Origin of the sequence: Streptomyces sp. NPDC091682 (assembly GCF_044756625.1) — a bacterium.
Lineage (GTDB): Bacteria > Actinomycetota > Actinomycetes > Streptomycetales > Streptomycetaceae > Streptomyces.
Window position 1 is genome coordinate 364,493 of sequence record NZ_JBIVTH010000006.1, and the last position, 26,449, is coordinate 390,941.

At 70.6% G+C, this 26,449-nt stretch carries 25 protein-coding genes and 1 riboswitch; of the genes, 8 read left to right on the forward strand and 17 right to left on the reverse strand.

Going from position 1 to position 26,449, the window contains the following annotated elements; all coding sequences use genetic code 11:
* Positions 1-23 precede the first annotated feature (23 nt).
* A riboswitch (TPP riboswitch) is annotated at positions 24-133 on the forward strand.
* 85 nt (positions 134-218) lie between these two features.
* The 4 genes from ACIQK6_RS17000 to ACIQK6_RS17015 all read left to right on the forward strand — a co-directional run bounded on the left by ACIQK6_RS17000 (position 219) and on the right by ACIQK6_RS17015 (position 4,525).
* Positions 219-1,319, forward strand: a complete 1,101-nt coding sequence (locus ACIQK6_RS17000; RefSeq protein ID WP_329098816.1) for a thiamine ABC transporter substrate-binding protein — start codon at positions 219-221, stop codon at positions 1,317-1,319.
* A 95-nt stretch (positions 1,320-1,414) separates the two neighbouring features.
* A complete protein-coding gene (locus ACIQK6_RS17005) occupies positions 1,415-3,031 on the forward strand; it encodes an iron ABC transporter permease (RefSeq protein WP_329107602.1) in 1,617 nt (538 codons plus the stop codon).
* On the forward strand, positions 3,031-4,071 hold the full coding sequence (locus tag ACIQK6_RS17010) for an ABC transporter ATP-binding protein (RefSeq protein ID WP_329098815.1): 1,041 nt from the start codon (positions 3,031-3,033) through the stop codon (positions 4,069-4,071). Before ACIQK6_RS17005 ends, ACIQK6_RS17010 begins: the two co-directional genes overlap by 1 nt.
* Positions 4,072-4,228: 157 nt before the next feature.
* The gene (locus tag ACIQK6_RS17015) at positions 4,229-4,525 is read left to right on the forward strand and encodes a hypothetical protein (RefSeq protein ID WP_329098814.1); all 297 of its coding nucleotides are present in this window, start codon (positions 4,229-4,231) and stop codon (positions 4,523-4,525) included.
* Positions 4,526-4,702: 177 nt separating this feature from the next.
* Here the strand turns inward: ACIQK6_RS17015 and ACIQK6_RS17020 are convergent, their stop codons facing one another.
* The 10 genes from ACIQK6_RS17020 to ACIQK6_RS17065 form a co-directional block, all read right to left on the reverse strand.
* The gene (locus ACIQK6_RS17020) at positions 4,703-5,950 is read right to left on the reverse strand and encodes a cytochrome P450 (protein ID WP_329098813.1); all 1,248 of its coding nucleotides are present in this window, start codon (positions 5,948-5,950) and stop codon (positions 4,703-4,705) included.
* Positions 5,951-6,016: 66 nt separating this feature from the next.
* Positions 6,017-7,420 carry an NAD(P)/FAD-dependent oxidoreductase gene (locus ACIQK6_RS17025; RefSeq protein WP_402695008.1) on the reverse strand — a complete coding sequence of 468 codons (1,404 nt, stop codon included), beginning with the start codon at positions 7,418-7,420 and terminating at the stop codon, positions 6,017-6,019.
* Positions 7,417-7,680, reverse strand: coding sequence for a ferredoxin (locus ACIQK6_RS17030; protein ID WP_030016402.1), 264 nt, complete (start codon positions 7,678-7,680; stop codon positions 7,417-7,419). The genes ACIQK6_RS17025 and ACIQK6_RS17030 overlap by 4 nt, the downstream gene beginning before the upstream one ends.
* Positions 7,681-7,802: 122 nt before the next feature.
* Positions 7,803-8,444, reverse strand: coding sequence for a hypothetical protein (locus tag ACIQK6_RS17035; protein WP_329098811.1), 642 nt, complete (start codon positions 8,442-8,444; stop codon positions 7,803-7,805).
* A 100-nt stretch (positions 8,445-8,544) separates the two neighbouring features.
* Positions 8,545-9,450, reverse strand: a complete 906-nt coding sequence (locus ACIQK6_RS17040; RefSeq protein WP_329098810.1) for a hypothetical protein — start codon at positions 9,448-9,450, stop codon at positions 8,545-8,547.
* 80 nt (positions 9,451-9,530) lie between these two features.
* Positions 9,531-10,622: an LOG family protein gene (locus tag ACIQK6_RS17045; RefSeq protein ID WP_402695009.1), complete on the reverse strand. Its 1,092-nt coding sequence runs from the start codon at positions 10,620-10,622 to the stop codon at positions 9,531-9,533.
* A gap of 26 nt (positions 10,623-10,648) precedes the next feature.
* Positions 10,649-11,722, reverse strand: coding sequence for a hypothetical protein (locus ACIQK6_RS17050; protein WP_329098808.1), 1,074 nt, complete (start codon positions 11,720-11,722; stop codon positions 10,649-10,651).
* Positions 11,704-12,489 carry an ABC transporter ATP-binding protein gene (locus ACIQK6_RS17055; protein ID WP_402695010.1) on the reverse strand — a complete coding sequence of 262 codons (786 nt, stop codon included), beginning with the start codon at positions 12,487-12,489 and terminating at the stop codon, positions 11,704-11,706. Before ACIQK6_RS17055 ends, ACIQK6_RS17050 begins: the two co-directional genes overlap by 19 nt.
* Before the next feature lie 185 nt (positions 12,490-12,674).
* Entirely contained in the window at positions 12,675-14,036 is a 1,362-nt protein-coding gene (locus tag ACIQK6_RS17060; RefSeq protein WP_030008595.1) for an aspartate aminotransferase family protein, read from the reverse strand.
* Between the two features lie 3 nt (positions 14,037-14,039).
* Positions 14,040-14,543, reverse strand: a complete 504-nt coding sequence (locus tag ACIQK6_RS17065) for an Lrp/AsnC family transcriptional regulator (RefSeq protein ID WP_007266859.1) — start codon at positions 14,541-14,543, stop codon at positions 14,040-14,042.
* 168 nt (positions 14,544-14,711) lie between these two features.
* Between ACIQK6_RS17065 and ACIQK6_RS17070 the strand changes: the two genes are divergently transcribed.
* The 3 genes from ACIQK6_RS17070 (at position 14,712) to ACIQK6_RS17080 (ending at position 17,966) form a co-directional block, all read left to right on the forward strand.
* Positions 14,712-16,151 (forward strand): gamma-aminobutyraldehyde dehydrogenase, encoded by a 1,440-nt coding sequence (locus ACIQK6_RS17070; protein ID WP_329098806.1) that lies wholly within the window; start codon positions 14,712-14,714, stop codon positions 16,149-16,151.
* 92 nt (positions 16,152-16,243) lie between these two features.
* Entirely contained in the window at positions 16,244-17,422 is a 1,179-nt protein-coding gene (locus ACIQK6_RS17075; RefSeq protein WP_329098805.1) for a spermidine/putrescine ABC transporter substrate-binding protein, read from the forward strand.
* A gap of 79 nt (positions 17,423-17,501) precedes the next feature.
* Positions 17,502-17,966 (forward strand): hypothetical protein, encoded by a 465-nt coding sequence (locus ACIQK6_RS17080; RefSeq protein ID WP_329098804.1) that lies wholly within the window; start codon positions 17,502-17,504, stop codon positions 17,964-17,966.
* A 3-nt stretch (positions 17,967-17,969) separates the two neighbouring features.
* Here ACIQK6_RS17080 and ACIQK6_RS17085 read toward each other — a convergent pair whose 3' ends face one another.
* From ACIQK6_RS17085 to ACIQK6_RS17105, 5 genes are all read right to left on the reverse strand, one after another.
* The gene (locus ACIQK6_RS17085) at positions 17,970-19,169 is read right to left on the reverse strand and encodes a serine hydrolase domain-containing protein (RefSeq protein WP_329098803.1); all 1,200 of its coding nucleotides are present in this window, start codon (positions 19,167-19,169) and stop codon (positions 17,970-17,972) included.
* A 149-nt stretch (positions 19,170-19,318) separates the two neighbouring features.
* Positions 19,319-19,987 carry a response regulator transcription factor gene (locus ACIQK6_RS17090; RefSeq protein ID WP_329098802.1) on the reverse strand — a complete coding sequence of 223 codons (669 nt, stop codon included), beginning with the start codon at positions 19,985-19,987 and terminating at the stop codon, positions 19,319-19,321.
* Complete coding sequence (locus ACIQK6_RS17095; RefSeq protein ID WP_329107600.1) at positions 19,984-21,060, reverse strand: histidine kinase; 1,077 nt, start codon at positions 21,058-21,060, stop codon at positions 19,984-19,986. Before ACIQK6_RS17095 ends, ACIQK6_RS17090 begins: the two co-directional genes overlap by 4 nt.
* An 86-nt stretch (positions 21,061-21,146) precedes the next feature.
* A complete protein-coding gene (locus ACIQK6_RS17100) occupies positions 21,147-21,836 on the reverse strand; it encodes a glycerophosphodiester phosphodiesterase (RefSeq protein WP_329098801.1) in 690 nt (229 codons plus the stop codon).
* A 36-nt stretch (positions 21,837-21,872) separates the two neighbouring features.
* Complete coding sequence (locus ACIQK6_RS17105) at positions 21,873-22,898, reverse strand: adenosine deaminase (protein WP_329098800.1); 1,026 nt, start codon at positions 22,896-22,898, stop codon at positions 21,873-21,875.
* A gap of 110 nt (positions 22,899-23,008) precedes the next feature.
* Here ACIQK6_RS17105 and ACIQK6_RS17110 point away from each other — a divergent pair, with 110 nt between their 5' ends.
* On the forward strand, positions 23,009-23,734 hold the full coding sequence (locus tag ACIQK6_RS17110) for a DUF4190 domain-containing protein (RefSeq protein ID WP_329098799.1): 726 nt from the start codon (positions 23,009-23,011) through the stop codon (positions 23,732-23,734).
* Positions 23,735-23,743: 9 nt separating this feature from the next.
* Here ACIQK6_RS17110 and ACIQK6_RS17115 read toward each other — a convergent pair whose 3' ends face one another.
* Together ACIQK6_RS17115 and ACIQK6_RS17120 are read right to left on the reverse strand one after the other, a co-directional pair.
* Positions 23,744-25,333 (reverse strand): TROVE domain-containing protein, encoded by a 1,590-nt coding sequence (locus ACIQK6_RS17115; RefSeq protein ID WP_329098798.1) that lies wholly within the window; start codon positions 25,331-25,333, stop codon positions 23,744-23,746.
* Between the two features lie 515 nt (positions 25,334-25,848).
* On the reverse strand, positions 25,849-26,403 hold the full coding sequence (locus ACIQK6_RS17120; protein ID WP_329098797.1) for an NADAR family protein: 555 nt from the start codon (positions 26,401-26,403) through the stop codon (positions 25,849-25,851).
* Between the last annotated feature and the right edge of the window lie 46 nt (positions 26,404-26,449).

Sequence of the window (26,449 nt, forward strand, 5' to 3'; positions counted from 1 at the left end):
TACCCTGTGGCCGAACCAATTTCATATTCCGACAGGGGAGCGCCACAGCGCTGAGAGTGCGGTATCCGTCATCCGCAGACCCTCTGAACCTCGCCCCGGTCATTCGGGGTAGGAAGTTCGGTCACCACTCTTGCTGTTGCGCCCTGCCCGGCGTCCGCTCCTACAGAGCGCCGGGCAGGGCCGCGTCTCTTCCTGGACATCCCAGGAGGAATTCACCAATGAGCACCACGAAGAAGATGGCGGGCGTCGCACTCGCGGCCGCGCTGGGCGTCACCACGCTCAGCGCCTGCGGCGGCGGCGACACCAAGGACAAGCCCGCGGGCGCGAGCGACGCCCCGAAGTCCAAGACCGTCACGCTCGTCTCCCACGACTCCTTCAACGTGACCGACACGGTCCTCAAGGAGTTCGAGCAGCAGAGCGGCTACACGGTCAAGGTGCTGAAGTCCGGGGACGCGGGCACCGCGCTGAACCAGGAGATCCTGACCAAGGGCTCACCGCGCGGTGACGTGTTCTTCGGCGTGGACAACACCCTCCTCTCGCGCGCCCTCGACAACGGCATCTTCACGCCGTACGAGGCCAAGGGCCTGGCCGAGGTGAAGCCCGAGTACGTGCTCGACAAGGAGCACCGGGTCACCCCGATCGACTCCGGTGACATCTGCGTCAACTACGACAAGGCGTACTTCGCCGAGAAGAAGATCGCCCCGCCGCAGACGCTGGACGACCTGATCAAGCCGGAGTACAAGAACCTGCTGGTCACCGAGAACGCCGCGACCTCCTCGCCCGGTCTCGGTTTCCTCCTCGCCTCCGTCGGCAAGTACGGCGAGGACGGCTGGAAGGACTACTGGAGCAAGCTGAAGGCCAACGGCGTCGAGGTCGTCGACGGCTGGGAGCAGGCCTACAACGAGCGCTTCTCCGGATCCGCGGGCGGCAAGAAGGCCAAGGGCGACCGCCCGCTGGTCGTCTCTTACGCCTCCAGCCCGCCGGTCGAGGTCCTGTACGGCGAGCCCCAGCCGGCCGAGGCCCCCACGGGCGTCTCCACCGGCACCTGCTTCCGCCAGATCGAGTTCGCGGGCCTGCTCAAGGGCGCCAAGAACGAGGAGGGCGGCAAGGCCCTCGTGGACTTCCTGGTCAGCAAGAAGTTCCAGGAGGACATGCCGCTCCAGATGTTCGTGAACCCCGTGACGAAGGACGCCGTCCTGCCGGAGCTGTTCACCAAGCACGGCGTGGTCGTCGAGAAGCCGGAGAACGTTGCCCCGGAGACCATCGCCAAGAACCGTGAGCAGTGGGTCAAGGCATGGACCGCGCTCGTCGTGAAGTAAGCGGTACCAAGGAGCCGGGCGCGGCGTCGGGGGATGCCGCGCCCGGCTCCGGCCCCCGCGAGGGGGCGCGGGCGACCGTCGTGCGGCTCGCCCTGATGGCCGTCCCCCTCGCCTTCTTCGGGCTGTTCTTCGCCTACCCCGTCACCGCGATCGTCGGGCGCGGCCTGAAGACCGACGAAGGGTGGCAGTTCGGCCGGTTCGCGGAGGTGCTGGCCCGGCCCGACATCGCCGACGTGCTCTGGTTCACCACCTGGCAGGCGTTCGCCTCCACCCTGCTCACCCTGCTGATCGCGCTCCCCGCCGCGTACGTCTTCGCGCGCTTCGAGTTCCCGGGCAAGCAGCTGCTGCGCGCCGTGGTGACCGTTCCCTTCGTGCTGCCGACCGTGGTGGTGGGCACCGCGTTCCTCGCGCTGCTGGGGCGGGGCGGACTGTTGGACGAACTGGTGGGCGTCCGGCTCGACACCACCGTCTGGGCGATCCTGCTCGCGCACGTCTTCTTCAACTACGCCGTTGTCGTCCGCACGGTCGGCGGGCTGTGGGCCCAACTGGACCCGCGCCAGGAAGAGGCCGCCCGGGTGCTGGGCGCCGGGCGGTTCGCCGCCTGGCGGCGGGTGACGCTGCCCGCGCTCGCCCCGGCGGTGGCCGCCGCCGCACTGATGGTGTTCCTGTTCACCTTCAGCTCCTTCGGCGTCGTACTGATCCTCGGCGGGCCCGCGTACTCCACCCTCGAGGTGGAGGTCTACCGGCAGACCGCGCAGCTCCTGGACCTGCCGACGGCGGCCGTCCTGACGATGGTGCAGTTCGCCGCCATCGGCGCGATCCTCGCCGTGCACGCCTGGACCGTGCGCAAGCGCGAGACCGCGCTGCGGTTGGTCGATCCGGGCCGCACCACGCACCGGCCGCGCGGCTGGGCGCAGCGCTCGCTGCTGGGCGGGGTGCTGCTGACCGTCGCGCTGCTGATCGCGGCGCCGCTGGGCGTGCTGGTCGAGCGGTCCTTCGACACCCCCGGCGGCTACGGACTCGGCTACTACCGGGCCCTGCAGGACGCGGGCGCCGGTGGCGGGACCTTCCTGGTGGCGCCCCTGGAGGCGATCTGGAACTCCCTGCAGTACGCGCTCGCCGCCACCGCGATCGCCCTGGTCATCGGCGGACTCGCGGCCGCGGCGCTGACCCGGCGCGGGGGTCGTTTCGTACGCGGCTTCGACGCGCTGCTCATGCTCCCGCTCGGGGTGTCCGCCGTGACCGTGGGCTTCGGCTTCCTGATCACCCTGGACGAGCCGCCGCTGGATCTGCGGACCTCGTGGATCCTGGTGCCGCTCGCGCAGGCCCTGGTGGGCGTGCCCTTCGTCGTACGGACCATGCTGCCGGTGCTGCGCGCGGTGGACGGGCGGCTGCGGGAGGCCGCCGCGGTGCTCGGCGCGTCGCCGCTGCGGGCCTGGCGGGAGGTGGACCTTCCGTTGGTGCGGCGGGCGCTGCTGATCGCGGCCGGGTTCGCCTTCGCGGTGTCCCTGGGGGAGTTCGGTGCGACCGTGTTCATCGCGCGGGCGGACCGGCCGACGCTGCCGGTGGCCGTGGCGCGGCTGCTGGGGCGGGCCGGAGAGCTGAACTACGGCCAGGCGATGGCCCTGAGCACGATTCTGATGCTGGTGTGCGCGGTGTCCCTGCTGCTGCTGGAGCGACTGCGGCCCGACAAGACCTCCGGAGAGTTCTGATGACACTGCTTCAGCTGGAGGGGGTGTCGGTCCGCTTCGGCGAGCGCGCGGCCCCGTACGCCCTGGACGGCGTGGACCTCGCGGTCGCCGAGCACGAGGTCGTGTGCGTGCTGGGGCCGAGCGGAAGCGGCAAGTCCACGCTGCTGCGGGTCGTCGCCGGACTCCAGCAGGTTTCCGCAGGCCGGGTGTTGCTGGGTGGGGCCGACCAGGCCGACGTCCCCGTGCACCGGCGGGGCGTGGGCCTGATGTTCCAGGACCACCAGCTCTTCCCGCACCGCGACGTCGGCGCGAACGTCTCCTTCGGACTGCGGATGCGGGGAGCCGGGCGGGCCTCGTCCACGGACCGGGTAGCGCAACTGCTGGAACTGGTCGGGCTCCCCGGGGCCCAGGGTCGGGCGGTGGCCTCCCTGTCGGGCGGCGAGCAGCAGCGGGTGGCGCTGGCCCGGGCGCTGGCACCGTCGCCGCGGCTGCTGATGCTCGACGAACCGCTGGGGCAGCTCGACCGGGGGCTGCGGGAGCGGCTCGTGGTGGAGCTGCGGGGGCTGTTCTCCCGGCTGGGCACGACCGTGCTGGCCGTCACGCACGACCAGGGCGAGGCCTTCGCCCTGGCCGACCGGGTGGTGGTGATGCGGGACGGCCGGATCGAACAGGCCGGGACACCGCTGGAGGTCTGGCAGCGGCCCGCGTCGGAGTTCGTGGCACGGTTCCTCGGCTTCGAGAACGTGGTGCCGGCCGTGGTCTCGGGCACGTGGGCCGCCACCGCGTGGGGCAAGGTCCCGGTACCGGCCGGATCCCCTGAGGGGGAGCAGCGGCTGCTGATCCGCCCGGCCGGCGTGGTGCTCTGCGCGGCGGGCCTGCGGTGCGAGGTGGCCTCCCGCACCTTCCGCGGCACGCACGTCGCGCTGGTGCTGCGGCCCGAGACGGGACCGTTGTTGGAGGCCGAGTGCGGACTGGCGGGGGCGCCGGCCGTGGGGGACCGGGTCGAGGCGACGTTCACCCCCGCCGAGGTGGTCGTACTGCCTGAAGGAGCCGTGCCGTAGTGCGTGCATCGAGTCGCGGTCATCGGCAGGTCCTGGCCTACCGCGAGCCGAACCGCCGACGCGCGGCCCAACGACCAGAATTTCCGGCCGTGTGTATTAGGATCCGCCGCTAGCATCACTCGATCGACCATTGCTCCCCCAAGCGATAGGAAGCCTGATGATCGGCGTGCTCGTTACTTTTGCGCAGACCGAAAAGTTCGATCGTTCGGCTCTCTCAAAGATTGCCGGCGAACTCCGAGGGCCGTTCGAGGGAATGGCCGGTCTCCGCTTCAAGAGCTTCATGGTCGACGAAGACAGCGGTTGGGCAAGGAACTTCTACGTGTGGGATGACGAGGAGAAAGCTCGTGCATTCTTTACGGAGGAGATCGTCGGCAAGGTGACGGAGATTTACGGCGTCCCGCCCAAGGTTGAATACTTCGATGTCGTGGGGTTCGTCGACAACTCTGGTACCTGACCCTCAAAGGGGCTCCCGCGCCAACCTTTGCCGTCCGGGCCGATCGGGGTCACCCGGGCATGCCGTGGAAACTCCTTCGCCCCCTCCGGCAGAACCGGAGGGGGCGAACGGGCGTCGGGCGTCGCCCTGGATGGAAGACCTCACCCGGGCCGGATGATGATCGTGACGGGACAGCCCTTAGGGGCGGATGCCGTCACAGGCGATCGGAAGGTGGCGCGGGCCGCGCAGGACCGAATTCTGGCGGTACGGGGGCGGGTCCTCCAGCAGCCGCGGGTTCTCCAGTCGGCGGGCCAGTTCGCTCAGGGCCAGCTGGGCCTCCTGCCGGGCCAACGGCGCCCCGAAGCAGCTGTGGATGCCGCTGCCGAGGCCGAGGTGCTGGATGTCCTCGCGGTCGGGGTCGAAGCGGTCCGGGTTCTCGAAACGCTTCGGGTCCCGGTTTCCGGAGGCCAGCATCAGCCACACGGACGCGCCCTTGGGGATGGTGACCCCGGCGACCTCGATGTCGGAGAGGGTGGTGCGCTGGGGCAGCAACTGTACGGGCGGCTCGTAGCGCAGCAGCTCCTCGACGATCGGGATCGCCAGGTCGGGGTCGTTGCGCAGCCGCTGCAGGACCTCCGGGTGGCGCAGCAGCGTCAGCATCCCGTTGGTGATGAGGTTGACCGTCGTCTCGTGACCCGCGATCAGCAGCAGCGCGGAGGTGCTGAGCGCCTCCATCGTGGTCATCGCGCCGTCCGGGCCGTCCGCCGTCGCCAGCTGGGACAGCATGTCGTCGCCCGGCTTCTTGCGGCGCTCCTCGATCAGCCCGGCCAGGTACATGCCCAGCTCCATGCGGGCGTCCATCGCGCCCTGGCCGCGCTTCGTGGGGTCCGCGTCCGGGTCGGGGTCCAGGCTGGCGGCCAGGGCCTCCGCCCACACGTGGAAGCGGGGCTCGTCCTCGCGGGGGATGCCGAGCAGCCGGCAGATGACGGAGACCGGGAAGGGGTACGCGAACTGGTCGACGAGATCGATCCGGTCCAGCTGTCCGGTCTCCACGATGCCGTCGATCAGCCCGGAGACGAGGGTGCCGAGTTCGTCGCGCATGTCGTGCACCCGGCGGGGTGCGTGCGGCGGACCGAACGGCCGGTTCGTCATCCGCCGCAGCCGGTCGTGGTCGGGCGGGTCGAGCTTGAGGAACGACGGCGGCAGGGTCGTGCCCTCCTCGTCGGACTGCTCGCCCAGCAGGTCGTCCCCGGTCGCCTTCAGGTTCTTGGCGTCGGAGCTGATCCGCGGGTCGTGCAGGAGGCTGTGGATCTCGTAGTACGTGCTGACGACGTACGGGCCGTCCCCGTCGTGGGAGACCGGGGTCTTGCGGAGTTCCTCGTACAGGGGGTAGGGATTCGCGCGGTTCGCGTAGTCGATGATCTCCCGCAGCAGGGCTTGTGTCATGACGGGTCCTCGTGATCCTCGGGGGAGGGCGCGGTGCGGCGCAGCCGGTGGTGCGCGGGGGAAAGGTCATCTACCGGGGGTGAAGGTCATCTTCCGGTCCGCCGGCGAGTAGCCGCTCAGCGTGATCGTCGGCCCGTGGGTCGGGACGGAGGGGTCGGGGAAGTCGGCCGGCATCGGCTTGGTCCCCTCGGGCCTGCGGTCCACCGTGGAGAACGGCGGCGGGAACGGCGCGGTGGCCTCGATCTGCTGCTCGTAGAACGGCAGCCACCGGCAGTTGTCGAAGGTGACGGCCGCGATCAGCCGCCCCTGGTACCCGTACGCGGCCGCGAACCGGCGCTCGGCGAGCGAGCCCTGGGTAATGAGGATCTCGGTCCCCATCGGCGGCACCCCGACCGACTTGATGTTCACGCCGAACTGGGAGGACCAGAACGCCGGAACCCACAGGTGAGGACGGCGGTCGGCGCTCACGCTGAGCATGTTGTGCGCGGCGGTGTCCGCCTGGGCGACGGCGTTGCCCCAGTGTTCCAGCGACAGGAACTGGTAGCCGAACAGGGCGTGCGGGGAACGTGCCACATCACCCGCCACGTAGATGTCGTCGGTGACGATGCCCCGGACGTCGAAGGCCCGGCAGCCGGCGTCGCAGGCGATGCCCCGCGGCCCCGCACCCAGCCCGGAGCCGGAGAGCCACTCGGTGTTGCGCTGTGCGCCCAGCGAGACGACCACCACGTCCGCCTCCACGGTGGACCCGTCGGAGAAGTGCGCGGCGCGGACCCGCCCGGAGGGGTCCCCCTCCAACGAGGTCACCATGACTCCGGTGCGCAGGTCGACGCCGTTCTCGCGGTGCATCTCGGCCGCCACCGCGCCGATCACCCCGCCCAGAGCACCGACCAGCGGAGCGTCGCCCCGTTCGGCGACGGTGACGTCCAGGCCGCGCTCCCGGCACGCCGAGGCGATCTCGGACCCGGTGAACCCGGCTCCGATGACCAGCACCCGGCGGGGACCGGCGGCCAGGGCCCGTTGCAGCCCTTCGCCGTCATCGCGGGTGCGCAGCACGAAGACGCCCTTGAGGGCGCCCTCCTCCGCGTTGGGCCAGGGCCGGGCGCGTACGCCGGTGGCGATCAGGAGCCGGTCGTACTCGACCGCGTCGCCGTTGCCGAGCTCGACCCGGCGGGCGGCCATGTCCAGGCCCGTGGCCGGGACCCCGAGGCGCCAGTCGGCATCGATCGCCCGGCGGCGGGGGAGTGCCGTGTGGTCGGCGACCGCGTTGCCCAGCAGGACCTGCTTGGACAGCGGGGGGCGGTCGTACGGTTCGTAGGGCTCGTCGCCGATCATCGTGAGCGAACCGGCGAAACCCTTCTCACGCATGGTCTCCGCGGCCCGCAGGCCGGCCAGGGATGCGCCGACGACGACGATGCGGCCCTCGCGCTTGAGCTGCTCCAGGGATCCGTCGTGCGTTCCGGTACTCGTCACCGCGCGCCTCCGGATGGAGATCCGGCGCCGGCCACGGCGTCCGGGGCGACCATGTTCGCCATGTCCTCGTCCGTGATCTCCAGAAGGATGGCCTGGACCGGACAGGCGGCCACTGCACGCATCACGTCCTCGCGCTGCGCCGGATCCGCTTCCGGGTTGTAGAGCAGCGACTCGTCGCCGTGCATGGCGAAGACATCGGGAGCGAGGAATGCGCACTGGGCGTATCCCTGGCAGCGGTTGAGGTCGACGACAAGCCTCATGGCGGTTCTGCCTTTCCCTTGGCCGTCCCTCCCCGTCACCCCCCGGAGCCCCCGGGTCCTCCCCTTCCCACCAGCATGCACGCGGCACTCACAGGCCGCCTGCCGGAGTAAGGATCCCCAGGTCAGGGCGGTTCGGTGGGGGTCGGAGGCCGGCGGGCGGTGCCGCGCCGGACACGCAGGATGTACAGGCTGAGGATCAGGGCCCAGGCCGGGAACACCATCTCGGACCAGGGCACTCCGGAACCGACCACGAGCAGGACCAGGCCGACGACCGTGCCCAGCAGGGCCAGTGGCCGCGGGAAGACGCCGAGCATCCGACCGATGGTCGAGGTCGCGAGGACGAAGACGGCAGCCATCCGCATGGCGTACGTCGCGAGGAGGGTGTAGGCGAAGTGGCGGCCGAAATCGGAGGGCGAGCCCTCGGCCAGCACGGTGCCCGCCGCCGCCGCGGAGGCGAACAGGGTCGCCACGAAGACGAATCCGCTGCCGAGGAACACGGTGGCGACGAACCGGTCCTCGGCCGCGCCCGTGTGCGCGCGCAGGGCGCCCATGAACCAGAGGAAGAAGATGCCCGCGAAGGGCACGATCTCCAGCGCCACTTTGACCGCCCAGCGCTTGTCCGGGTCGACGGGCAGGTCGGCGGCGTTGCCCGACGGGACGGCGATCCGCATCAGCACGATCGCCGCCCCGAGCAGCAGGGCGAAGGCGATTCCGGCCATCCCGGCCGCGCGTGGCGTGTAGAGCCGATCGGTCGTGGAACTCACGAACCCCTCACTCTCTCCCCTGGTCCAGCAAGCGGCAGTCATCGCCGCGCCACCACCGGGGGGCGGCCGACCGGGTGAGGGAGCCCGGCCGGCCGGGGGGTCAGCCGACCGGCTCCGGCACCGGGTCCGCGGCGCCCTCGTCGGCCCCCTCGTGCTTGCCGTACCAGGCGACCGCCACCGCTCCGGCGACGGCCATGACGAAGCCGAGGACCGCGAGCCAGGCGAGGCCGGGGCGGGAGGCGTCGCCGAGCCACAGGACGCCGATCGCGCCCGGCAGCACCGTCTCGCCGACGACGAGGGCCGCCGTGGCGCCGTTCACCGAGCCGATCTGGAGGGCGACCGTGTGCAGGTACATGCCGCCGATGCCCGCCACCAGGATGGCGTAGAGGGCCGGGTCGGTGAGGAAGGTGCCGAGGTCGAACGGGTCCACGCCGTTCAGGATCCGGACGCCGACGCCGAGCGCGCCGAAGCCGAGGCCCGAGAGCAGGCCCGCCAGGATCGCGGCGCTGCCGCCGAGGAGGCGCACGGCCACCGTGCCGCCCACCATCAGCAGCAGGGTGATCCCCAGCAGCCACCAGTGCGTGGACATCGGCGCGTGGTGGCCGCCCTCGTGGCCCGCGGCCGTCGCCAGCAGCACCAGCGCGGTGCAGACGACCCCGATCGAGGTCCATTCCTTCCGGCTCAGCCGGATGCCGAGCATCTTCACGCTCAGCACGGCCGTGATCACCAGGTTGGCGCTGATCACCGTCTGGGAGAGGAAGAGGGGAAGCAGCCGGGCGGCCAGGGCGCCGAGTCCGAAGCCCACGAAGTCCAAGATGGTGCCGACGATGAACTCCCAGGTCATCGCCGCTTTCGCGGTGGACGACAGGTTGGGACCGCCGTGGGCGGTCACCCCGGCGGCGGTCGGGGACATGCGTGCGGCGCGGCGCGATCCGACGGCTTGCAGCACGGATCCCGTGCCGTAGCAGATGGACGCCGCAACAGCGGTCAGCAGGCCTATGAGCACCAAGGGCTCCGTTCACGTCTGGCAGGTTTTGCGGTACCTCTGCCAGACGTCAGAACGGGCCGGGAAGTTGCTTCCGGAGCTCAGCCCATCGAAGCGAGGACGCCGGGGACCTCGTCCACCGAATCGACGAGCGCGATCCGCGACTCCATCGCGCGGCCCCGCGCCAGTGCCCGGAGCAGGGGCCAGGCCGGAAGGTGCTCGGTCCAGTGGGTGCGGCCGACCAGGATCATCGGGGCCGGCTCGCCCCGGGACTCGTAGTAGTTCGGCGTCCCGTTGTCGAATATCTCCTGGACGGTGCCCGCCGCGCCGGGCAGGAAGACCACGCCCGCGGTGGAGCGGGCCAGCAGCCCGTCCTCGCGGGTGGCGTTCGCGAAGTACTTCGCGATGTGGCCCGCGAAGGCGTTCGGCGGTTCGTGCCCGTAGAACCAGGTCGGGATGCCCACCGAGTCGCCGCCGGCGGGGAAGCGCTCGCGCACGGCGAAGGCGGCGCGCGCCCAGTCGGACACCGACGGAGTGAAGGAGGGGGCCTTGGCCAGCAGTTCCAGGGCCTCCGCGAGGGCCTCGTCCGGGGCCGGGGCCAGGTAGGCGCCGAGGTTGGCAGCCTCCATCGCGCCGGGGCCACCGCCGGTGGCCACCGTCAACCCGGACCGGGTCAGTGCCCGGCCCAGCTCCGCCGCGCCGCGGTAGTCCGTACCGCCGCGGCTCATCGCGTGGCCGCCCATCACACCGACGACCCGGACACCGCAGAGGTGCTCGTCGAGGGCGTCGGAGATGGCGTCGTCATGGACGGAACGGAGCATCGAGGAGAAGACATCGCCGTCGGACTTCGTCTCCTGGAACCAGGCGTACGCCTCGGCGTCGGGGGTGGCCTCGTACCCGTCGGGCAGCCCGGTGAAGAGCTCCTCGGGCGTGTAGAGCAGGCCCCGGTACGGGTCGAACGGCAGGTCCGGTACGGGCGGGAAGACCAGCGCGCCGTCGGCGCGGACCTTCGCCGCCGCGTCGGGCTCCATCGCGCAGCCCAGGAACACGGCCGCCGAGGTGTCGGAGGCCAGCAGCGCGAAGGTCCGCTCCAGCAGGTTGACCGACTGGATCCGGTAGCCGCTGAGCGAGCCGCGGGCCACCACCTGGTCGAATTCGGCGAGCGTCTCGATCTCGATGTCTGGGTTGACCATTCGGCCCACCCTAAGGGCTGGTCGGATCAGCGGGTCAATGCCAACGACGTCAGCTGCGCCACACCCCAGCTGAGCGGTACGCACACTGCCAGGAGGGCGGTGGCCCGCAGACTCGCGGCGCTGCGCAGGACGTTGGACGGGGCAGCGAGGTCGAGCAGGGCCGTGCGTCCGGGCTGCCGGCCCCGGCGGGCCTCCACCACGGATGTGAGAAGGGTCGCGGCGGCGCACAGGGTCACGAGGGCGACGGCCGGCCAGGTCAGCGGGCCCAGCGGGACGGGCAGCCCGCCCCGGTCGCGCAGGGCGAACGCGGTCAGGGCACCTGCGGCCACCGAGCAGAGCACTCCCAGCGGCGGGCCGATCCGTGGGGCCTCCTCCTGGAGGGTCCGCCCGGCCAGCAGCCGCAGCGCTCCCGGGCGCACGGCCTGGACCAGGCTCCCGCAGGCGTAGGCGAGTCCCGGCCCGGCCAGGGCGAGCCCGACCGCGGTCAGCGACCAACCGATGAGCGCCCCGGCACCGCCCCGGCCCGCGTACGCGGAGGCGGCGAGCCCGCAGGCGGTCAGTGCGATGCCCCAGGGCAGTCCGGTCTGGGGGGCCAGCGGCGGGTGCGGGCGCAGCGCGAGGGCAGTGGCGGCCGCGGCGGTCAGCGGGATCAGGGCCAACAGGGTGAGGGCGCCCGCCACCGGCAGCGGCTGGTCGGCGTGGAGCAGCTCGGCCCCGGTCCCGTCGAACGGCAGCCCTGCCAGTTCGCCGCGCAAGTGGAGGAAGGCGGCCAGGGCCACGGCGCTGCCCAGGGTGCAGGCGACGGCGGTGGAGATCGCGGCGGCCAGCATGAGCCGGACGGGTCCCAGCCCGACGGCGTCCAGTCCCTCGCGGGGCTGGGTCGCGGGGTCGGACCGGGCCACGACGACGGCGAAGTGCACGGTGACGGCCAGCGGGATCAGGGCCCACAGCAGGCGAGGGAACGATCCGGCGGGCCGGGCCACGGCACCGGCGAGTACATAGAGGAGTAGGAATCCGGTTCCGGCCGAAGCCGCGGCGACGAGGAGCCGCCGCAGCTGGACGAGCGGCCGGGAACCACGGGCTAGGCGGAGAGCGAGCACGCGGCCTGGTCCTCCGTGGTGTCGGCGACGGGGGAGGCGGCGGCAGCGGCCCCCGCGAGGCGGCCGTCGAGCAGGTCGATCCGACGGTCCGCGACGGCCGCGGTGGCCTCGTCATGGGTGGCCAGCAGCACGGTGATGTCGTGGGAGCGGGCCGCGGTGGTCAGCGTGCGGAGCAGCAGGGCCCGCTCGGTGCGGTGCAGCGGGGCCGTGGGCTCGTCGGCGAAGATCACGGCGGGCTCGTTGACCAGCGCCCGGGCGAGCGCGACCCGCTGGCACTCGGCGCGGGTCAGGGCGCCGGGGCGCTTTCGGGCGGAGCCGGCGATGTCCAGGCGGTCCAACCATTCGCAGGCGGCCGTGCGGGCGCTGCGGTGGGAGGCTCCGGCGAGCAGCAGGGGCAGGGCCGCGTTCTCCCAGACCTTCAGCTCGGGCAGCAGCTGGGGCTCGTGGCCGATCCAGCCGAACCGGTCGCGGCGCAGCCGTTCGCGGACGACCGCGCTCATGGTGTGCACGGGGACGCTGTTGAACCAGACCTCGCCCTGCTGGGGCCGCAGCTGCCCGGACAGACAGCGGAGCAAAGTGGTCTTGCCGCTGCCGCGGGGACCGGTCAGGGCGAGGATCTCGCCCTGACGGACACCGACGGAGATCTCGACGAGGGCGGGGGCGCCTCCTCCGGACTTCGTCCGGGGGGACCCCCCGTGGGAGTAGTGCAGGGACCGAGCCCACAGGACGTCATTGTCAGGCGGGGCATTGTCCGGTGGAGCCACCATGGCGTACACCTCCGTCCGAGGGAACGAAGCGGAGCCGGTCGAAGTCACTGGCGCCACAGTGAGATGTAAAGAGATGAACGTCTTGGATGGTGACAGCACACGGCCCGGACCCCCGCGTTCTCACTCGAACGGAGGATCCGGGCCGTGTGGTCGGACTACTGCGGCTCGGTCGGCTCAGGCCCCGGTTACAGCTTGGTCCACGCCTCGGTGAGCACCGAGCGCAGGATTCCTTCGATCTCGTCGAAGGTGCCCTGGTCGGCGATCAGCGGCGGCGCGAGCTGGATGACCGGGTCACCGCGGTCGTCGGCCCGGCAGTACAGGCCGTTCTCGAAGAGCGCCTTGGAGAGGAAGCCGTAGAGCACGCGCTCCGTCTCCTCGTCCGTGAAGGACTCCTTGGTGTCCTTGTCCTTAACGAGCTCGATGCCGTAGAAGTAGCCGTTGCCGCGGACGTCGCCGACGATCGGCAGGTCGTGCAGCTTCTCCAGCGTGGTGCGGAAGGCGTCCTCGTTGTTCAGCACGTGCTGATTGAGGCCTTCCTTGTCGAAGATGTCGAGGTTGGCGATCGCCACCGCCGAGGACACCGGGTGTCCGCCGAAGGTGTAGCCGTGCAGGAAGGTGTTCTCGCCCTTGTAGAACGGCTCCGCGATGCGGTCCGAGACGATGCAGGCACCGATCGGGGAGTAGCCCGAGGTCATGCCCTTGGCGCAGGTGATCATGTCCGGCACGTAGCCGAACTTGTCACAGGCGAACATCGTGCCGAGGCGGCCGAACGCGCAGATCGTCTCGTCGGAGACGAGCAGCACGTCGTACTCGTCGCAGATCTCGCGGACGCGCTGGAAGTACCCGGGCGGCGGCGGGAAGCAACCACCGGCGTTCTGCACCGGCTCCAGGAAGACGGCCGCGACGGTGTCGGCGCCCTCGAAGAGGATCTCCTGCTCGATCTGGTCGGCGCACCAGCGGCCGAAGGCCTCCGGGTCGTCGCCGTAGATCGGGGCGCGGTAGATGTTGGTGTTCGGCACCTTGTGCGCGCCGGGCACCAGCGGCTCGAAAGGAGCCTTCAGGGCCGGCAGACCCGTGATGGACAGGGCGCCCTGCGGGGTGCCGTGGTAGGCGACCGCACGCGAGATGACCTTGTACTTCGTGTGCTTGCCCTGCAGCTTGTAGAACTGCTTGGCGAGCTTCCAGGCGGTCTCGACGGCCTCGCCGCCACCGGTGGTGAAGAAGACCTTGTTCAGGTCACCCGGGGCGTAGTTCGCGAGGCGCTCGGCGAGTTCCACGGCCTTCGGGTGGGCGTACGACCACACGGGGAAGAAGGCGAGCTGCTGAGCCTGGTTGTAGGCGACCTCGGCCAGTTCCTTGCGGCCGTGACCTGCGTTGACCACGAACAGTCCGGCGAGACCGTCGAGGTAGCGCTTGCCCTTGTCGTCGAAGATGTAGGTGCCCTCACCACGCACGATGGTGGGGACGGGTGCGTTCTCGTACGACGACATGCGGGTGAAGTGCATCCACAGGTGGTCGTATGCGGTCTTGGAGAGGTCCTGGCTCACGGGCTATCGAGTTCCCCACATGTAGGTCTGCTTCTTCAGCTTCAGATAAACGAAGCTTTCGGTTGATCGCACGCCGGGGAGCGTGCGGATCTTCTTGTTGATCGTTTCGAGCAAGTGGTCGTCGTCCTCGCAGACGATCTCCACCATCAGGTCGAACGAACCTGCGGTCATGACCACGTACTCGCACTCGGCCATGGCGGTCAGAGCGTCGGCCACCGGATCGAGGTCGCCCTCGACGTTGATGCCGACCATGGCCTGGCGTCGCAGGCCCACGGTGAGCGGGTCGGTGACGGCGACGATCTGCATGACGCCCTGGTCGAGCAGCTTCTGCACCCGCTGGCGCACAGCGGCTTCGGAGAGGCCCACGGCCTTGCCGATCGAGGCGTAGGGACGGCGACCGTCCTCCTGCAGTTGCTCGATGATCGCCAGGGACACAGCATCGACCGAAGGGGACGGTTGTCTGTTCCTGGAATCTGCGCTTCGACTGACCACGACCTCACTGTGCACGAGGGTCGTCTGTTCCGCAAGACGGAATCGATGAAATCCGTTGTTTGAAGACTCTGATCTCACCGATTTCGTAGTTGGTGGTGTCTGGGCCTGTCGAAAGCCTCCGCCGAGAGGCTAGGCTTGGTATTCGTCTCAATCGTTGGACATGTGATCAGGAGTGTGGCTGTAGTGACCACCGAACTGCGTCGTCTGCGCAACTACATCGGCGGGGAGTTCAAGGACGCCGCCGACGGGCGGACCACCGAGGTGGTCAACCCGGCCACCGGCGAGGTGTACGCCACCGCCCCGCTCTCGGGCCAGGCCGATGTGGACGCCGCCATGGCCGCTGCCGCGGCCGCCTTCCCGGGCTGGCGCGACACCACCCCCGCGGAGCGCCAGAAGGCCCTGCTGAAGATCGCGGACGCCTTCGAGGCGCGCGCGGACGAGCTCGTCGCCGCCGAGTCGGAGAACACCGGCAAGCCGCTGGCCCTCACGGCCAGCGAGGAGCTGCCCCCGATGGTGGACCAGATCCGCTTCTTCGCGGGTGCCGCACGGCTCCTGGAGGGCCGCTCGGCCGGCGAGTACATGGAGGGGATGACCTCGATCATCCGCCGTGAGCCGGTCGGCGTCTGCGCCCAGGTCGCGCCGTGGAACTACCCGATGATGATGGCCGTGTGGAAGTTCGCCCCGGCCATCGCGGCGGGCAACACCGTCGTGCTCAAGCCCTCGGACACCACCCCGGCCTCCACCGTCCTGATGGCGGAGATCATCGACTCCGTGCTGCCCAAGGGCGTATTCAACGTCGTCTGCGGTGACCGCGAGACCGGCAAGGCCATGGTCGAGCACTCCACCCCGGCGATGGCGTCCATCACTGGCTCGGTGCGTGCGGGCATGCAGGTCGCCGAGAGCGCCTCCAAGGACGTCAAGCGCGTCCACCTGGAGCTCGGCGGCAAGGCCCCGGTCGTGGTCTTCGAGGACGCCGACATCGCCAAGGCCGTCGAGGACATCGCGGTCGCCGGCTACTTCAACGCCGGCCAGGACTGCACCGCTGCGACCCGCGTGCTCGTGCACGAGTCGATCCACGACGAGTTCGTGGCCGCGCTCGCCAAGGCCGCCACCGACACCAAGACCGGCCAGCCGGACGACGAGGACGTGCTGTACGGCCCGCTGAACAACCCGAACCAGCTCAAGCAGGTCGCGGGCTTCATCGAGCGCCTCCCCGCTCACGCCAAGGTCGAGGCGGGTGGCCACCAGGTCGGCGAGAAGGGCTACTTCTACGCCCCGACCGTGGTCTCCGGCCTCAAGCAGGACGACGAGATCATCCAGAACGAGGTCTTCGGCCCCGTCATCACCGTCCAGTCCTTCGCGAGCGAGGGTCAGGCCCTGGAGTACGCGAACGGCGTCGAGTTCGCCCTCGCCTCCTCCGTCTGGACCAAGGACCACGGCCGCGCGATGCGGATGTCCAAGAACCTCGACTTCGGCTGCGTGTGGATCAACACCCACATTCCGCTCGTCGCCGAGATGCCGCACGGCGGCTTCAAGAAGTCCGGCTACGGCAAGGACCTCTCCGCCTACGGCTTCGAGGACTACACGCGCATCAAGCACGTGATGACCTCGCTCGACGGCTGATCGGCCGCATCGATCACAGCACAGCGTTGACGGGGCGGGCAGTAGACAACATGTCTATTGCCCGCCCCCTCGCGTTCGCCGAGGCTGTGCCCATGCCCGAACTCGCCTTCTCCCGCCGTTCTGCGCTGTACGGCCTCGGTGCCGCGGGCCTCACGGCCGCCCTCACCGGCTGCGGCGTGCCCGCCGCCTACGTTCCCGAGGAAGGGCGCGAGGGTCCGGACCGTTCGGAGCGGGACCGCAGCGTCGTGTTCTCCAACTGGCCGCTGTACATCGACACCGACGAGGAGGACGAGGAGCGCCGCCCGACGCTGGAGGCCTTCTCGGAGCGGACCGGCATCGAGGTCCGGTACACCGAGGAGATCAACGACAACGACGAGTTCTTCGGCAAGGTCAGCCCGGCCCTGATGAACCGCCAGGAGACCGGCCACGACCTGATCGTGGTCAGCGACTGGATGGCCGCCCGCTTCGTCCACCTGGGCTGGGCCCAGAAGCTGGACCGGTCGGCCCAGCCCAACGTGGCCCGGCACCTCGACCCGCAACTGCGTTCCCCCGCCTTCGACGAGGGTCGCCTGCACACCGTCCCCTGGCAGTCGGGCATCACCGGCATCGCCTACAACCGCAAGGCCCTGGGGCGGGAGATCAAGTCGATCAAGGACCTGTGGCAGCCGGACCTGGCGGGCAAGGTCACCCTCTTCTCCGGACTCGACGAGTCCTTCGCGCTGCTCATGCAGGGCAACGGTGTGGACGTCACCCGCTGGACCGAGTCCGACTTCCACCGGATGTGCGACCAGGTCGAGAACATGGTGAAGAAGAAGCACATCCGCCGGTTCACCGGCAACGACTACACCTCCGATCTGAGCAAGGGCGATGTCCTCGCCTGCCAGGCCTACTCCGGTGACGCCATCCAGCTCCAGGCCGACAACCCGGACATCGAGTTCGTCGTCCCGGAGGAAGGGGCAGAACTCTGGGCCGAGAGCCTGCTCGTCCCCAACCTGGCCCGGCACAAGGCGAACGCCGAGGCCCTCATCGACTACTACTACGCGCCCGAGGTGGCCGCCTCGCTCGCCGCCTCCGTCAACTACGTCTGCCCCGTTCCGGCCGCCCGCGAGGTCCTGGCCGCCTCCGACGACCAGGAGACCGCCGAACTGGCCGAGAACCCGCTGATCTTCCCGGACGATGACATGCGCAAGCGGCTGGTCGTGGCCCGGGACATCTCCTCGGCCGAACGCCGTTCCCTCGCCAAGCGCTGGAACGCGATCGTCGGACTCTGACCGCGCACCCGACGGCAGGTATTGAACACGTTCAGCAATCTGGCTGAACGTGTTCAGAAATGGGCGTAGGCTTCCTTCCATGAGCGAGAGAAGCGCCCTTGAGCGGCGGATCCGTGCCTGGTTGACCCTGTTCCTGATCTGCCTGGTACTCAGCGGCCTCACGGCCTTCCCCCTGGTCAGCGAACTCCGTTGGGCCAATGCGCTGATCGACAACGAGTGGCTACGACGTGTGGGCGACGGGCTGGATCGGGCCGACGCCGACTACCCCTTCCTCCTCTACGGCACCGACTGGCTCGCCTTCGCCCACCTCGTCATCGCCGTCTTCTTCTACGGGGTCCACCGCGACCCGGTCCGCAACATCTGGATCATCGAAGCCGGCATGATCGCTTGCGCCGGAGTGATTCCACTGGCCCTGATATGCGGCCCGATCCGGGGCATCCCCATCTGGTGGAGCGTCATCGACATGTCGTTCGGAGTCTTCGGGGTGATTCCCTTGCTGGTGCTCCGCCGGATGATCAAGCGACTTGAGGCGATGCCCGCCTGATGCCTACCGGGCGAAGGCCGCCATCACGATCCCCAGGACCACCGGGTTCGTCTCCTCGCCCTTGGCGTTCGTGGCGTTGACCGAGTAGACCAAGGTGCGGGACAGGTCCCGGGTCGCGCCCATGCCGGTGCTGTACCCGTGCCGGCCACCGGACTTGCCCCACAGCACCGTGCCGTCCGGCAGGGTGACCCTGGACATTCCCGCCGTCATCTCGGCGGCCTTCCCGTTGCCGAAGGTTTTCACATCGGGCACCGTGAACATCTCCTCCAGCTGGGCCGCCGGTACGACCCGCCCGCTGAACAGGGCCTTGGTGAACCGCTCCAGATCGGCCGTGGTCGAGATGATGTCCCCCGCCGCCCAGCGGTCCGAGGAGTTCCACTCGGTCACGTCCCGCAGCTCCCGGGAGCCGTCCACCTTGGCTATCGCCTGGTAACCACGGTTGTGCGGGCCGGGGATCCTCGTCTGCGTCCGGGACGGGAACGAGGTCTGATGCAGACCGAGCGGCCTCAGGATCCGCCGGCCGACCGCCTCCTCGTACGAGGTGCCGGTCACCTTCTCGACGAGCACGCCCAGCAAGGTGTAGTTGATGTTCAGGTAGTGCTGGGCCGAGCCCGGGGTGAACTCCCGCTTCTTCGCGAGGGCATTGACCAGCTGGTCTCGCGGGTCGGTCACATCGAAGCGGTGCTCCCACTGCGCCTCGAACGAGTCGCCCGGGCCGTCCGCCGCCGGTATGCCGCTCGTGTGGTTGAGCAACTGCCGTACGGTGACCGCGCCGTAGGCATCGGGGACGGTCCCGGGCAGGTACCGCCGGACCGGCCGGTCCAGGTCCACCCGACCCTCGGCCGCCAGCTGGAGGACCACCGCCGCGGTGAAGGTCTTGGTCACCGACCCCGCCCGGAACCTCCCCTGGTCGATGGCCGCCCGCCCAGTGGCGACGTCCGCGACACCGGAACTGCCCCGCCAGCTGCCGCTCGTACCCCCGACGCGGACCAGCGCGGCGGTCGCGTCCTTGTGTTCCGCCCCGAGACCGGCCATCGCCCGTTCCAGTACCGCCGCATTCGGCGGGGTCGGAACGAGGGGCGTGTAGAGGCCCGCTGCGGCCGCCGCCGGCGCGGGGACCGGAGCGGCGTGCGCGACGGCCGGACCGGACGCGATCCCCAGGACCAGGGCGGCTGCGATCAGCGTGCGCGTACGTGCATTCATGGTGGTGTGCTCCCCCTGTGATGCATCGGAGCCGTCTGCCCCGATGACCTCAATGCTCCAGGTCAGAGGGGTAGTTGCGGATCACCATCCAGAGGGGTTTTCACCGGTACGACAACTAGCCGGCCCGGGGGAGGCGACACGCCGTCCCCTCACTCCCCAGAGGGAGTACCCGCCGCGATCAGGCCCGTCTCGTACGCGCAGATCACCGCCTGGATCCGGTCCCGCAGTCCCAGCTTCGCCAGCACGTTCCCCACGTGCGACTTCACCGTGTGCTCGCTCACCACCAGCGACGCCGCGATCTCCGCGTTGGACAGGCCCCGCCCCAGGTGCAGCAGCGTCTCCCGTTCCCGCGCCGTCAGCACCTCCAGCCGGTCCGCCGGAAGGGCGGGCCGCGCCGTCGCCGTCGTGTACTCCTCGATCAGCCGCCGCGCCACCGACGGCGCCAGCAGCGACTCGCCCGCCGCCACCACCCGTACCGCGTGCACCAGGTCGTCCCGCCGCACGTCCTTCAGCAGGAACCCGCTCGCCCCCGCGTGCAGGGCCTCGTACACGTACTCGTCCGAGTCGAAAGTCGTGAGCATCACCGTGCGGCACGCGCTCCCCGCCGAAATCGTCCGGCACGCCTCGATCCCGTCCAGCACCGGCATCCTGATGTCCAGCAGTGCCACGTCCGGCGCGAGCCGGGCCACCGCCTCTACCGCCGCCGCACCGTCCCCCACCTCCGCCACGACCTCGATGTCCTCCTGGACGCCGAGGATCATCGCGAAGCCGCTGCGCACCAGCTCCTGGTCATCGGCCACCACCACACGGATCGTCAATTGCCCACCTCCAGGCGCGAGGTTACAAGGGACACCCGCACCGCATACCCGGCCCCGTCCGGACCCGGGCCGGACTCGGCAGTACCGCCATGGGCCGCCGCCCGCTCGCGGATCCCGATCAGCCCGTGCCCGCCCGAGGCGTCACCGGGTCCCCGGCCGTCGTCCGTGACCGTCACCGTGAGCGTTCCCGGTCCGTACACGAGCGTGACGTCCGCCGCCGAAGCCCCGGCGTGCTTGACCACGTTGGTCAGGGCTTCCTGCACCACCCGGTACACGGTCGCCTCCAACGCGGCCGGCAGCTCGCGCACCGCGCCGCTCCGCCCGTACCCCACCCGCAGTCCGCTGGCCCGCACCCGGTCCACCAGCTCCGCCAGCCCGGAGATCCCCGGCTGCGGGCTCCGGGGCGCGGCTTCCTCGGTGCGCAGCACACCCAGCATCGCGCGCAGCTGTGCCATGGCGTCCCGCCCCGTCTCCGCGATCGCCTCGAAGGCCGCCTCGGCCCGCTCCGGGGCCCTGCGCACGGCCACCGGTCCGGCCTCCGCCTGCACGATCATGATGCTGACCGCGTGCGAGAGGACGTCGTGCATCTCCCGTGCGATCCTGGCCCGTTCGCGTGCGGCAGCCTGCTCCGCCTCGATCCGATTGGCACGCTCCAGCTCGGCGGCGCGGGCCAGGGCGGCCTCGGTGTGGGCCTGCCGCGCGTGCTGGAGCCGTCCCAGGGCGTAGGCCGCCGCCGAGACGAAGAGCGTGAACAGCAGTTCTCGCGCCGTTCCCGTCTCCCAGCCCACTGACGCGGCCACCACCATCACGGTGGCCAGCCCCACGGCGGCGCGCACCCGCAGGGTGCACTGCAGGGCGACCGTGTAGAAGGCGATGAGGCCCGCGTACGGCAGCGGCTGGCCCGGCCCGTCAACGGTGACCTTGTAGATCCCCCCGACGGCCAGGATCGCCGCCAGCACCGCCACCGGCGCCCGGCGGCGCCAGATCAGGGGCAGCACGCCGGCCGTGGTCATCGCGTACGAGAGCCAGCTCACGGGAGGGAGATCGGGTGACCGGGGCACGACGAACGGCATGGTGACGGCCAACTGCACCAGCAGGGTCAGGCCCAGGTCCTGCCACCGCGGATCGGTGCCGCGGACGCCCTCCCGGAAGGCCCGTATCACCGCCCGAGCCCGGTCCGTACCGCCGTCAGCGCGTCCAGCCGGTTCGTGGTGATCGAGTCGACCCCCGCCGCGACGAGGCCCTTCATCGTCCGCTTGGTGTCCGCGGTCCAGGCCGATACCAGCAGGCCGTCCCGGTGGAGCGCGTCCACCAGCTCCCGGCTCACCAGTCCGAAGCGGTAGTTGAGCCAGCGCGGTGCCACGGCATCGATCAGCGCCCGCCGCGGCGGCGACAGCGAGGTCCAGGTCAGTGCGATCTCCGCGCCCGGATCGGCGGCGCGGACCGCCAGCATCGTGTTCGGGCCCGCGCAGTAGTACGTCCGCTCGCGCGCCCCGCACTCGCGGACCTCGCCCACGACGATCCGCACCGCCTCGGGCGTGGCGCCGGGCAGGTCGAGCATCAGCCGGCCCGACCCGGCGGCCGCCAAGGCGTCGCGCAGCGTGGGGACGCCGCCCAGCGTCAGTCCCTTCAGCTGTGGGGCCGTGACCTCGTCGAGGCGTACGTCGTGGCCCCACAGCCGCTGGAGCGTCTCGTCGTGGAGGAGGACCGGCACCCCGTCCCGGGTCAGCCGTACGTCGATCTCGACGGCGTCCGCCCCGCGCGCGAAGGCGGAGCGGATCGAGGCCAGGGTGTTCTCACGGACACGGTAGGGATCGCCGCGGTGACCGACGGCAGTCAGAGTGCTCATGTTCCCATTCTCAGGGGCACAGTTGCCGGGAACGCGTCAGCGCGCGAGCCATTCCTCGGTGTACGCGTCGATCTCCGCGTTCAACGCGGCCTTGCCGGCCGGGTCCAGGAAGGAGGCCTCGACGGCGTTCTTGGCGAGCTGCGCGAGCCCGCGCTCGTCGAGCTCGAGGAGGCGGGCGGCCACGGCGTACTCGTTGTTCAGGTCGGATCCGAACATCGGCGGGTCGTCGCTGTTGATGGTGACGAGCACGCCCGCCGCGACCATCTCCTTGACGGGGTGCCGGTCGAGGTCGGTCACCGCGCGGGTCGCGATGTTGGAGGTCGGGCAGACCTCCAGCGCGATCCGGTGCTCGGCGAGGTACGCCAGCAGTTCCGGGTCCTGGGTGGCGCTGGTGCCGTGGCCGATGCGCTCGGCGCCGAGCTCGCGGATGGCGTCCCAGATCGTCTCCGGGCCGGTGGTCTCGCCGGCGTGCGGGACGCTGCGCAGACCGGCGGCGCGGGCGGCGTCGAAGTACGGCTTGAACTGCGGGCGCGGGACGCCGATCTCGGGGCCGCCGAGGCCGAAGGAGACCAGGCCCTCGGGGCGGTGGTCGACGGCGAGCCGGGCGGTCTCGGCGGCGGCCTCCAGGCCGGCCTCGCCGGGGATGTCGAAGCACCAGCGCAGGATGACGCCGAGTTCGGTCTCGGCGGCCCGGCGGGCGTCCTCGATGGCCTCCATGAAGGCCTTCTCGTCGATGCCGCGGCGGGTGGAGGAGTACGGGGTGATGGTCAGTTCGGCGTAGCGGATGTTCTGCCGGGCCATGTCGCGGGCGACTTCGAAGGTGAGGGTGCGCACGTCGTCCGGGGTGCGGACCAGGTCGACCACCGACAGGTAGACCTCGATGAAGTGCGCGAAGTCGGTGAAGGTGAAGTAGTCGGCGAGGGCCTCGGGGTCGGTGGGGACCTTCGAGTCGGGGTGCCGGGAGGCGAGCTCGGCCACGATGCGCGGGGATGCCGAGCCGACGTGGTGGACGTGGAGTTCGGCCTTGGGCAGTCCCGCGATGAAGGGGTGCAGGTCGGTCATGGGGGTGCCTCCGGGAGGACGCGGGTGCGGGCAGGTCGGGATTCATCGTAGGCACGCCCGTGACTGTCGGTGGCAGCGCTTAGCATGGCTGTACGAGAGGGGGGCGCCGTATGACCGACAGCAGTCCCGAGCCGCGAGACCCGTGGGCGCCGCTGGAGCGGCCGGCGGTGGAGCTGGGCAAGCCGCAGGGCGGGCAGGGGACGCCGGGCGTGTCGGGCCCGCCGTCCGTGCACGACCAGCCGACGCTCGCCGGGATGCCGGGCGACCAGTTCACCCCGTCCGCGCCGACGCCGACCCCGATCCAGGCTCCGATACCGACGCCGACGCCGACGCCGATGACCGGTCCGCCCGCGTCCGCTGCGTACGGGTACCCGGCCCAGCCCGGCTACGGATACCCCGGCGACGCCGGATACCCCGGGCAGACCGGATACCCGGGCCAGAGCGGGTACCCGGGGTACCCGGGCCAAGGCGGGTACCCGGGGTACCCGGGCCAGAGCGGGTACCCGCCCTACGGGGTGCAGCCCAGCAACGGCTTCGGCATCACCGCGCTCGTCCTCGGGATCCTCGCGGTCGTCGGCTGCATCACCAGCTTCTTCGCGGTCGTGCTCGGGGCGGCCGCGATCGTCTTCGGTGCGCTGGGCCGCGGCAAGGCGAGCCGGGGCGAGGCGAACAACGGCGGGATGGCGCTCGCCGGCATCATCCTGGGCTCGATCGGCGCCCTGCTGGGTGCCGTGATGATCGTGCTCATATTCGCCGACTTCATGGAGCGGGGGTCCGTCGACGACTCGCCCTACGGCAGCCCCTATGACAACTCCCAGGTGCGCGAGAAGGTCTGACGCGCCGCCTCAGGAGACCCACGGCCAGTCGGCGTCGCGGCCCGCCTCGATCAGGGACACCATCCGGAAGGCCCCGTCGGTGAGCCCGCCGAAGGTGTGCCGGTTCTCGGTACCGGACGGCGCGTGCCCGACCCGGTAGCCGGCCAGGTTCCAGGTGTAGACCGGAACCGCGGGCGGCACCTCGGCGGTCGGATCGCCGCCGTAGCCGTACGAGGCGGCCTGCTCGTCGGTGACGATCAACACCCGGTCGTGACCGTCGTAGTGCTCCTTCACCGCCTTGGCCGTGTAGGTCCCGCCGAGGTCCCCGAACCGCTCCAGCACCTTCAGCACGGACTCGCCGCGGTCGTACGGGACGACCTCGCTGGTCGTACCGAACTGCACCAGATCGGCCCGCTCCGCCCGCAGTGCAAGCGCCGTTCCGAAGATCGCCGCGGCATCCGCCCGGTTGAGCTCGGAGCGGTCCGACAGCGGGGACCACATCGACCCCGACCGGTCGACGAGGACCAGGGTGCGGCCCGGCAGCGCCGGTACGTTGGCCAGCGAGTGGCCGAGCGCCTGCTCCAGCGGGTACGACCAGCGCAGCGAGGGCGCGTGCTGATAGGCGGCCAGGTAGCGGAAGGGGAACTGCCGGGACCGGGCGACGACCTCCGGGTCGGAGATCCTCGCCGCGACCTGCGCGGCCACCGCGTCCGAGACCCCGGCCCGGTCGAAGTTGCGCAGGTTGCGCAGCAGCGCCATCGCACCCATGGACGGGATGACCGCCTCCCAGGCGGCCGCATCCATCGGCCCCTGCAGCCAACCGGCCAGCGCCTCCCAGGTCATGCCCGCCGCCGCGAGCCGCTCGACCCCGTCCGGGGCGAGGACCACGGCACGCCGTTCGGCGACCGGCAGCTCCATCAGCGCCCGGTGGGCCGCGAGGGTCCGGTTGCCCGCTGGGACCTCGGCGCCCTCCGGATTGTGCCTGCGGTCGAGGGCGTGCCGGAACAGTTCGCCCTGCCAGGCCTTGGCCGGGTCGGGAGCGGCGTGCACGAGGTTGAGGACGTCACCGAATCGGAAGGCCTTGGAGTCGGTGTCGTACTTCAGCAGCGAGGCGGCGGAGTACAGCCGGCGCACGGCGTCGGCGATGCCGCGCTTGACGGGCTTGGGCACGTTGCGCCCGTACGTCGCCGTCCAGTAGGCCAGCAGTTCGCCGGGCTCGTCCGCGCGCCGCAGGACGGAGTCGACCACCTGGCGGTTCGAAGGCCCGTCGGTGGCGCCCGCGTCGAGCCGGGCCTTCACGTACTCGGCGGCGCCGACGAGCGAGGCGGTCCGCATGTTCGCGTCCCCGCGGAGCCAGCCCAGCAGGCCGGCCGTCCAGGCGGGATCCTCGACGGCGAGGGTGCGCACGAGCGCCGCGAACCGGTCGTCGCGCGCCCCGCCGCCCTCGTAGGCGGTCCGCTGCGTGACGAAGTTGGCGACGGCGAGCAGGAACAGCTCGGAGCGCGGGTCGCGCAGGTGGCCCGGGCCGCCCTGAGCGGTGCGGGCGGGGCCGGTGGAGCGCACCGGCGAAGTGGTTGAGGCGGGCGCCGACTTGGACGCGCGCTGGTTGAAGCGAGCCATGAGAATCCCCCCGAATTCGATGGAAGCGGGGGAGGCGTTGCGTGGGGGATGCCCGAGATCGGGAGTCGGCGGCGGACTTTATGCCCGGCGAGCTACCTGGCTGCTCCACCGGCCCGTTCCCTTGCGGGTGACGAGCCGGGTGGGATTCGAACCCACGACCTCCGGGTCCCCAGAAGTAACCGTCGCCTGCGCACCGGGCATCCCCCACGCCGGCCTCCCGAGATCAAGGTGGCGGCGGCCTGGGTGTCTTTGCAAAAGAAGGAGCCGCAGCCTGCGCACCGGGAGGTGCGTGACGTAGGTGTCCAGAGATCGAAGTCGGCGAAACCGCAAGGTGCTCTACCAGCTGAGCTACACCGGCCTGAAGCCGGTGACGGGACTCGAACCCGCGGCCGCCCGATTATGAGTCGAAGTAGGTCTCGCCTTCGCACCTGGACGTTGATCACATTAGGCGGCCCGTACGGGCCGCCGCCACGCATTTTCCCCGGCCCCGCGCCGCCGCTGCGTCACCCGCAGCGTCATGCGGCCGTCTCGCGCAGCCGCTCGCGGGCCTCCATGAGGGCGAAGCCCAGCAGGTTCAGCCCGCGCCAGCGCGCCGGGTCCAGGGCGCGCTCGTCGTCGGCAGCCAGGCCGATGCCCCAGATCCGGTCCATCGGGCTCGCCTCCACCAGCACCCGGTTCCCGGTGCCCAGCAGGTACCCGCGCAGCGCCGGGTCGGAGTCGAACTTGTGCACGCTGCCCTCCACGACCAGGGCGAACCGCTCCCGCTCCCACATCGCGTTGTCGAAGCCGCGCACGAGGCGCCCGATCTTCTTCGCCTGGGCCGGGCTCTTCGCCTCCACCGCAGCGCGCTCCGCCTCGGGGTCCCCGAACAGCCGGGCCTTGCCGGCCATCATCCAGTGCTCCGCAGTCGCATAACGGACGTCACCGACAGTGAAGGAAGCAGGCCACCACTGGCTCAGGCAGCTCGGACCGAGCCTGCCGTCCGGCTGCGGCCGGTGCCCCCAGAACGGCAGGTACTTCACCCGTTCACCACGGCTGACCTGCTTGATCAGTTCGTCCATCATCTCCATGCACGCGAGTCTGGCAGTCGCCACTGACACTTCGTACGGGATTTTC

Bases quoted from the DNA above. Each gene is read 5' to 3' on its own strand.
- ACIQK6_RS17000 (WP_329098816.1), top strand. From the start codon at position 219: ATGAGCACCACGAAGAAGATGGCGGGCGTCGCACTCGCGGCCGCGCTG.
- ACIQK6_RS17100 (WP_329098801.1), bottom strand. From the start codon at position 21,836: ATGAGCACTCTGACTGCCGTCGGTCACCGCGGCGATCCCTACCGTGTC.
- ACIQK6_RS17015 (WP_329098814.1), top strand. From the start codon at position 4,229: ATGATCGGCGTGCTCGTTACTTTTGCGCAGACCGAAAAGTTCGATCGT.
- ACIQK6_RS17105 (WP_329098800.1), bottom strand. From the start codon at position 22,898: ATGACCGACCTGCACCCCTTCATCGCGGGACTGCCCAAGGCCGAACTC.
- ACIQK6_RS17030 (WP_030016402.1), bottom strand. From the start codon at position 7,680: ATGAGGCTTGTCGTCGACCTCAACCGCTGCCAGGGATACGCCCAGTGC.
- ACIQK6_RS17085 (WP_329098803.1), bottom strand. From the start codon at position 19,169: ATGAATGCACGTACGCGCACGCTGATCGCAGCCGCCCTGGTCCTGGGG.
- ACIQK6_RS17110 (WP_329098799.1), top strand. From the start codon at position 23,009: ATGACCGACAGCAGTCCCGAGCCGCGAGACCCGTGGGCGCCGCTGGAG.
- ACIQK6_RS17045 (WP_402695009.1), bottom strand. From the start codon at position 10,622: ATGGTCAACCCAGACATCGAGATCGAGACGCTCGCCGAATTCGACCAG.
- ACIQK6_RS17020 (WP_329098813.1), bottom strand. From the start codon at position 5,950: ATGACACAAGCCCTGCTGCGGGAGATCATCGACTACGCGAACCGCGCG.
- ACIQK6_RS17095 (WP_329107600.1), bottom strand. From the start codon at position 21,060: ATGCCGTTCGTCGTGCCCCGGTCACCCGATCTCCCTCCCGTGAGCTGG.
- ACIQK6_RS17075 (WP_329098805.1), top strand. From the start codon at position 16,244: ATGCCCGAACTCGCCTTCTCCCGCCGTTCTGCGCTGTACGGCCTCGGT.
- ACIQK6_RS17120 (WP_329098797.1), bottom strand. From the start codon at position 26,403: ATGGAGATGATGGACGAACTGATCAAGCAGGTCAGCCGTGGTGAACGG.
- ACIQK6_RS17115 (WP_329098798.1), bottom strand. From the start codon at position 25,333: ATGGCTCGCTTCAACCAGCGCGCGTCCAAGTCGGCGCCCGCCTCAACC.
- ACIQK6_RS17010 (WP_329098815.1), top strand. From the start codon at position 3,031: ATGACACTGCTTCAGCTGGAGGGGGTGTCGGTCCGCTTCGGCGAGCGC.
- ACIQK6_RS17005 (WP_329107602.1), top strand. From the start codon at position 1,415: ATGGCCGTCCCCCTCGCCTTCTTCGGGCTGTTCTTCGCCTACCCCGTC.
- ACIQK6_RS17055 (WP_402695010.1), bottom strand. From the start codon at position 12,489: ATGGTGGCTCCACCGGACAATGCCCCGCCTGACAATGACGTCCTGTGG.
- ACIQK6_RS17080 (WP_329098804.1), top strand. From the start codon at position 17,502: ATGAGCGAGAGAAGCGCCCTTGAGCGGCGGATCCGTGCCTGGTTGACC.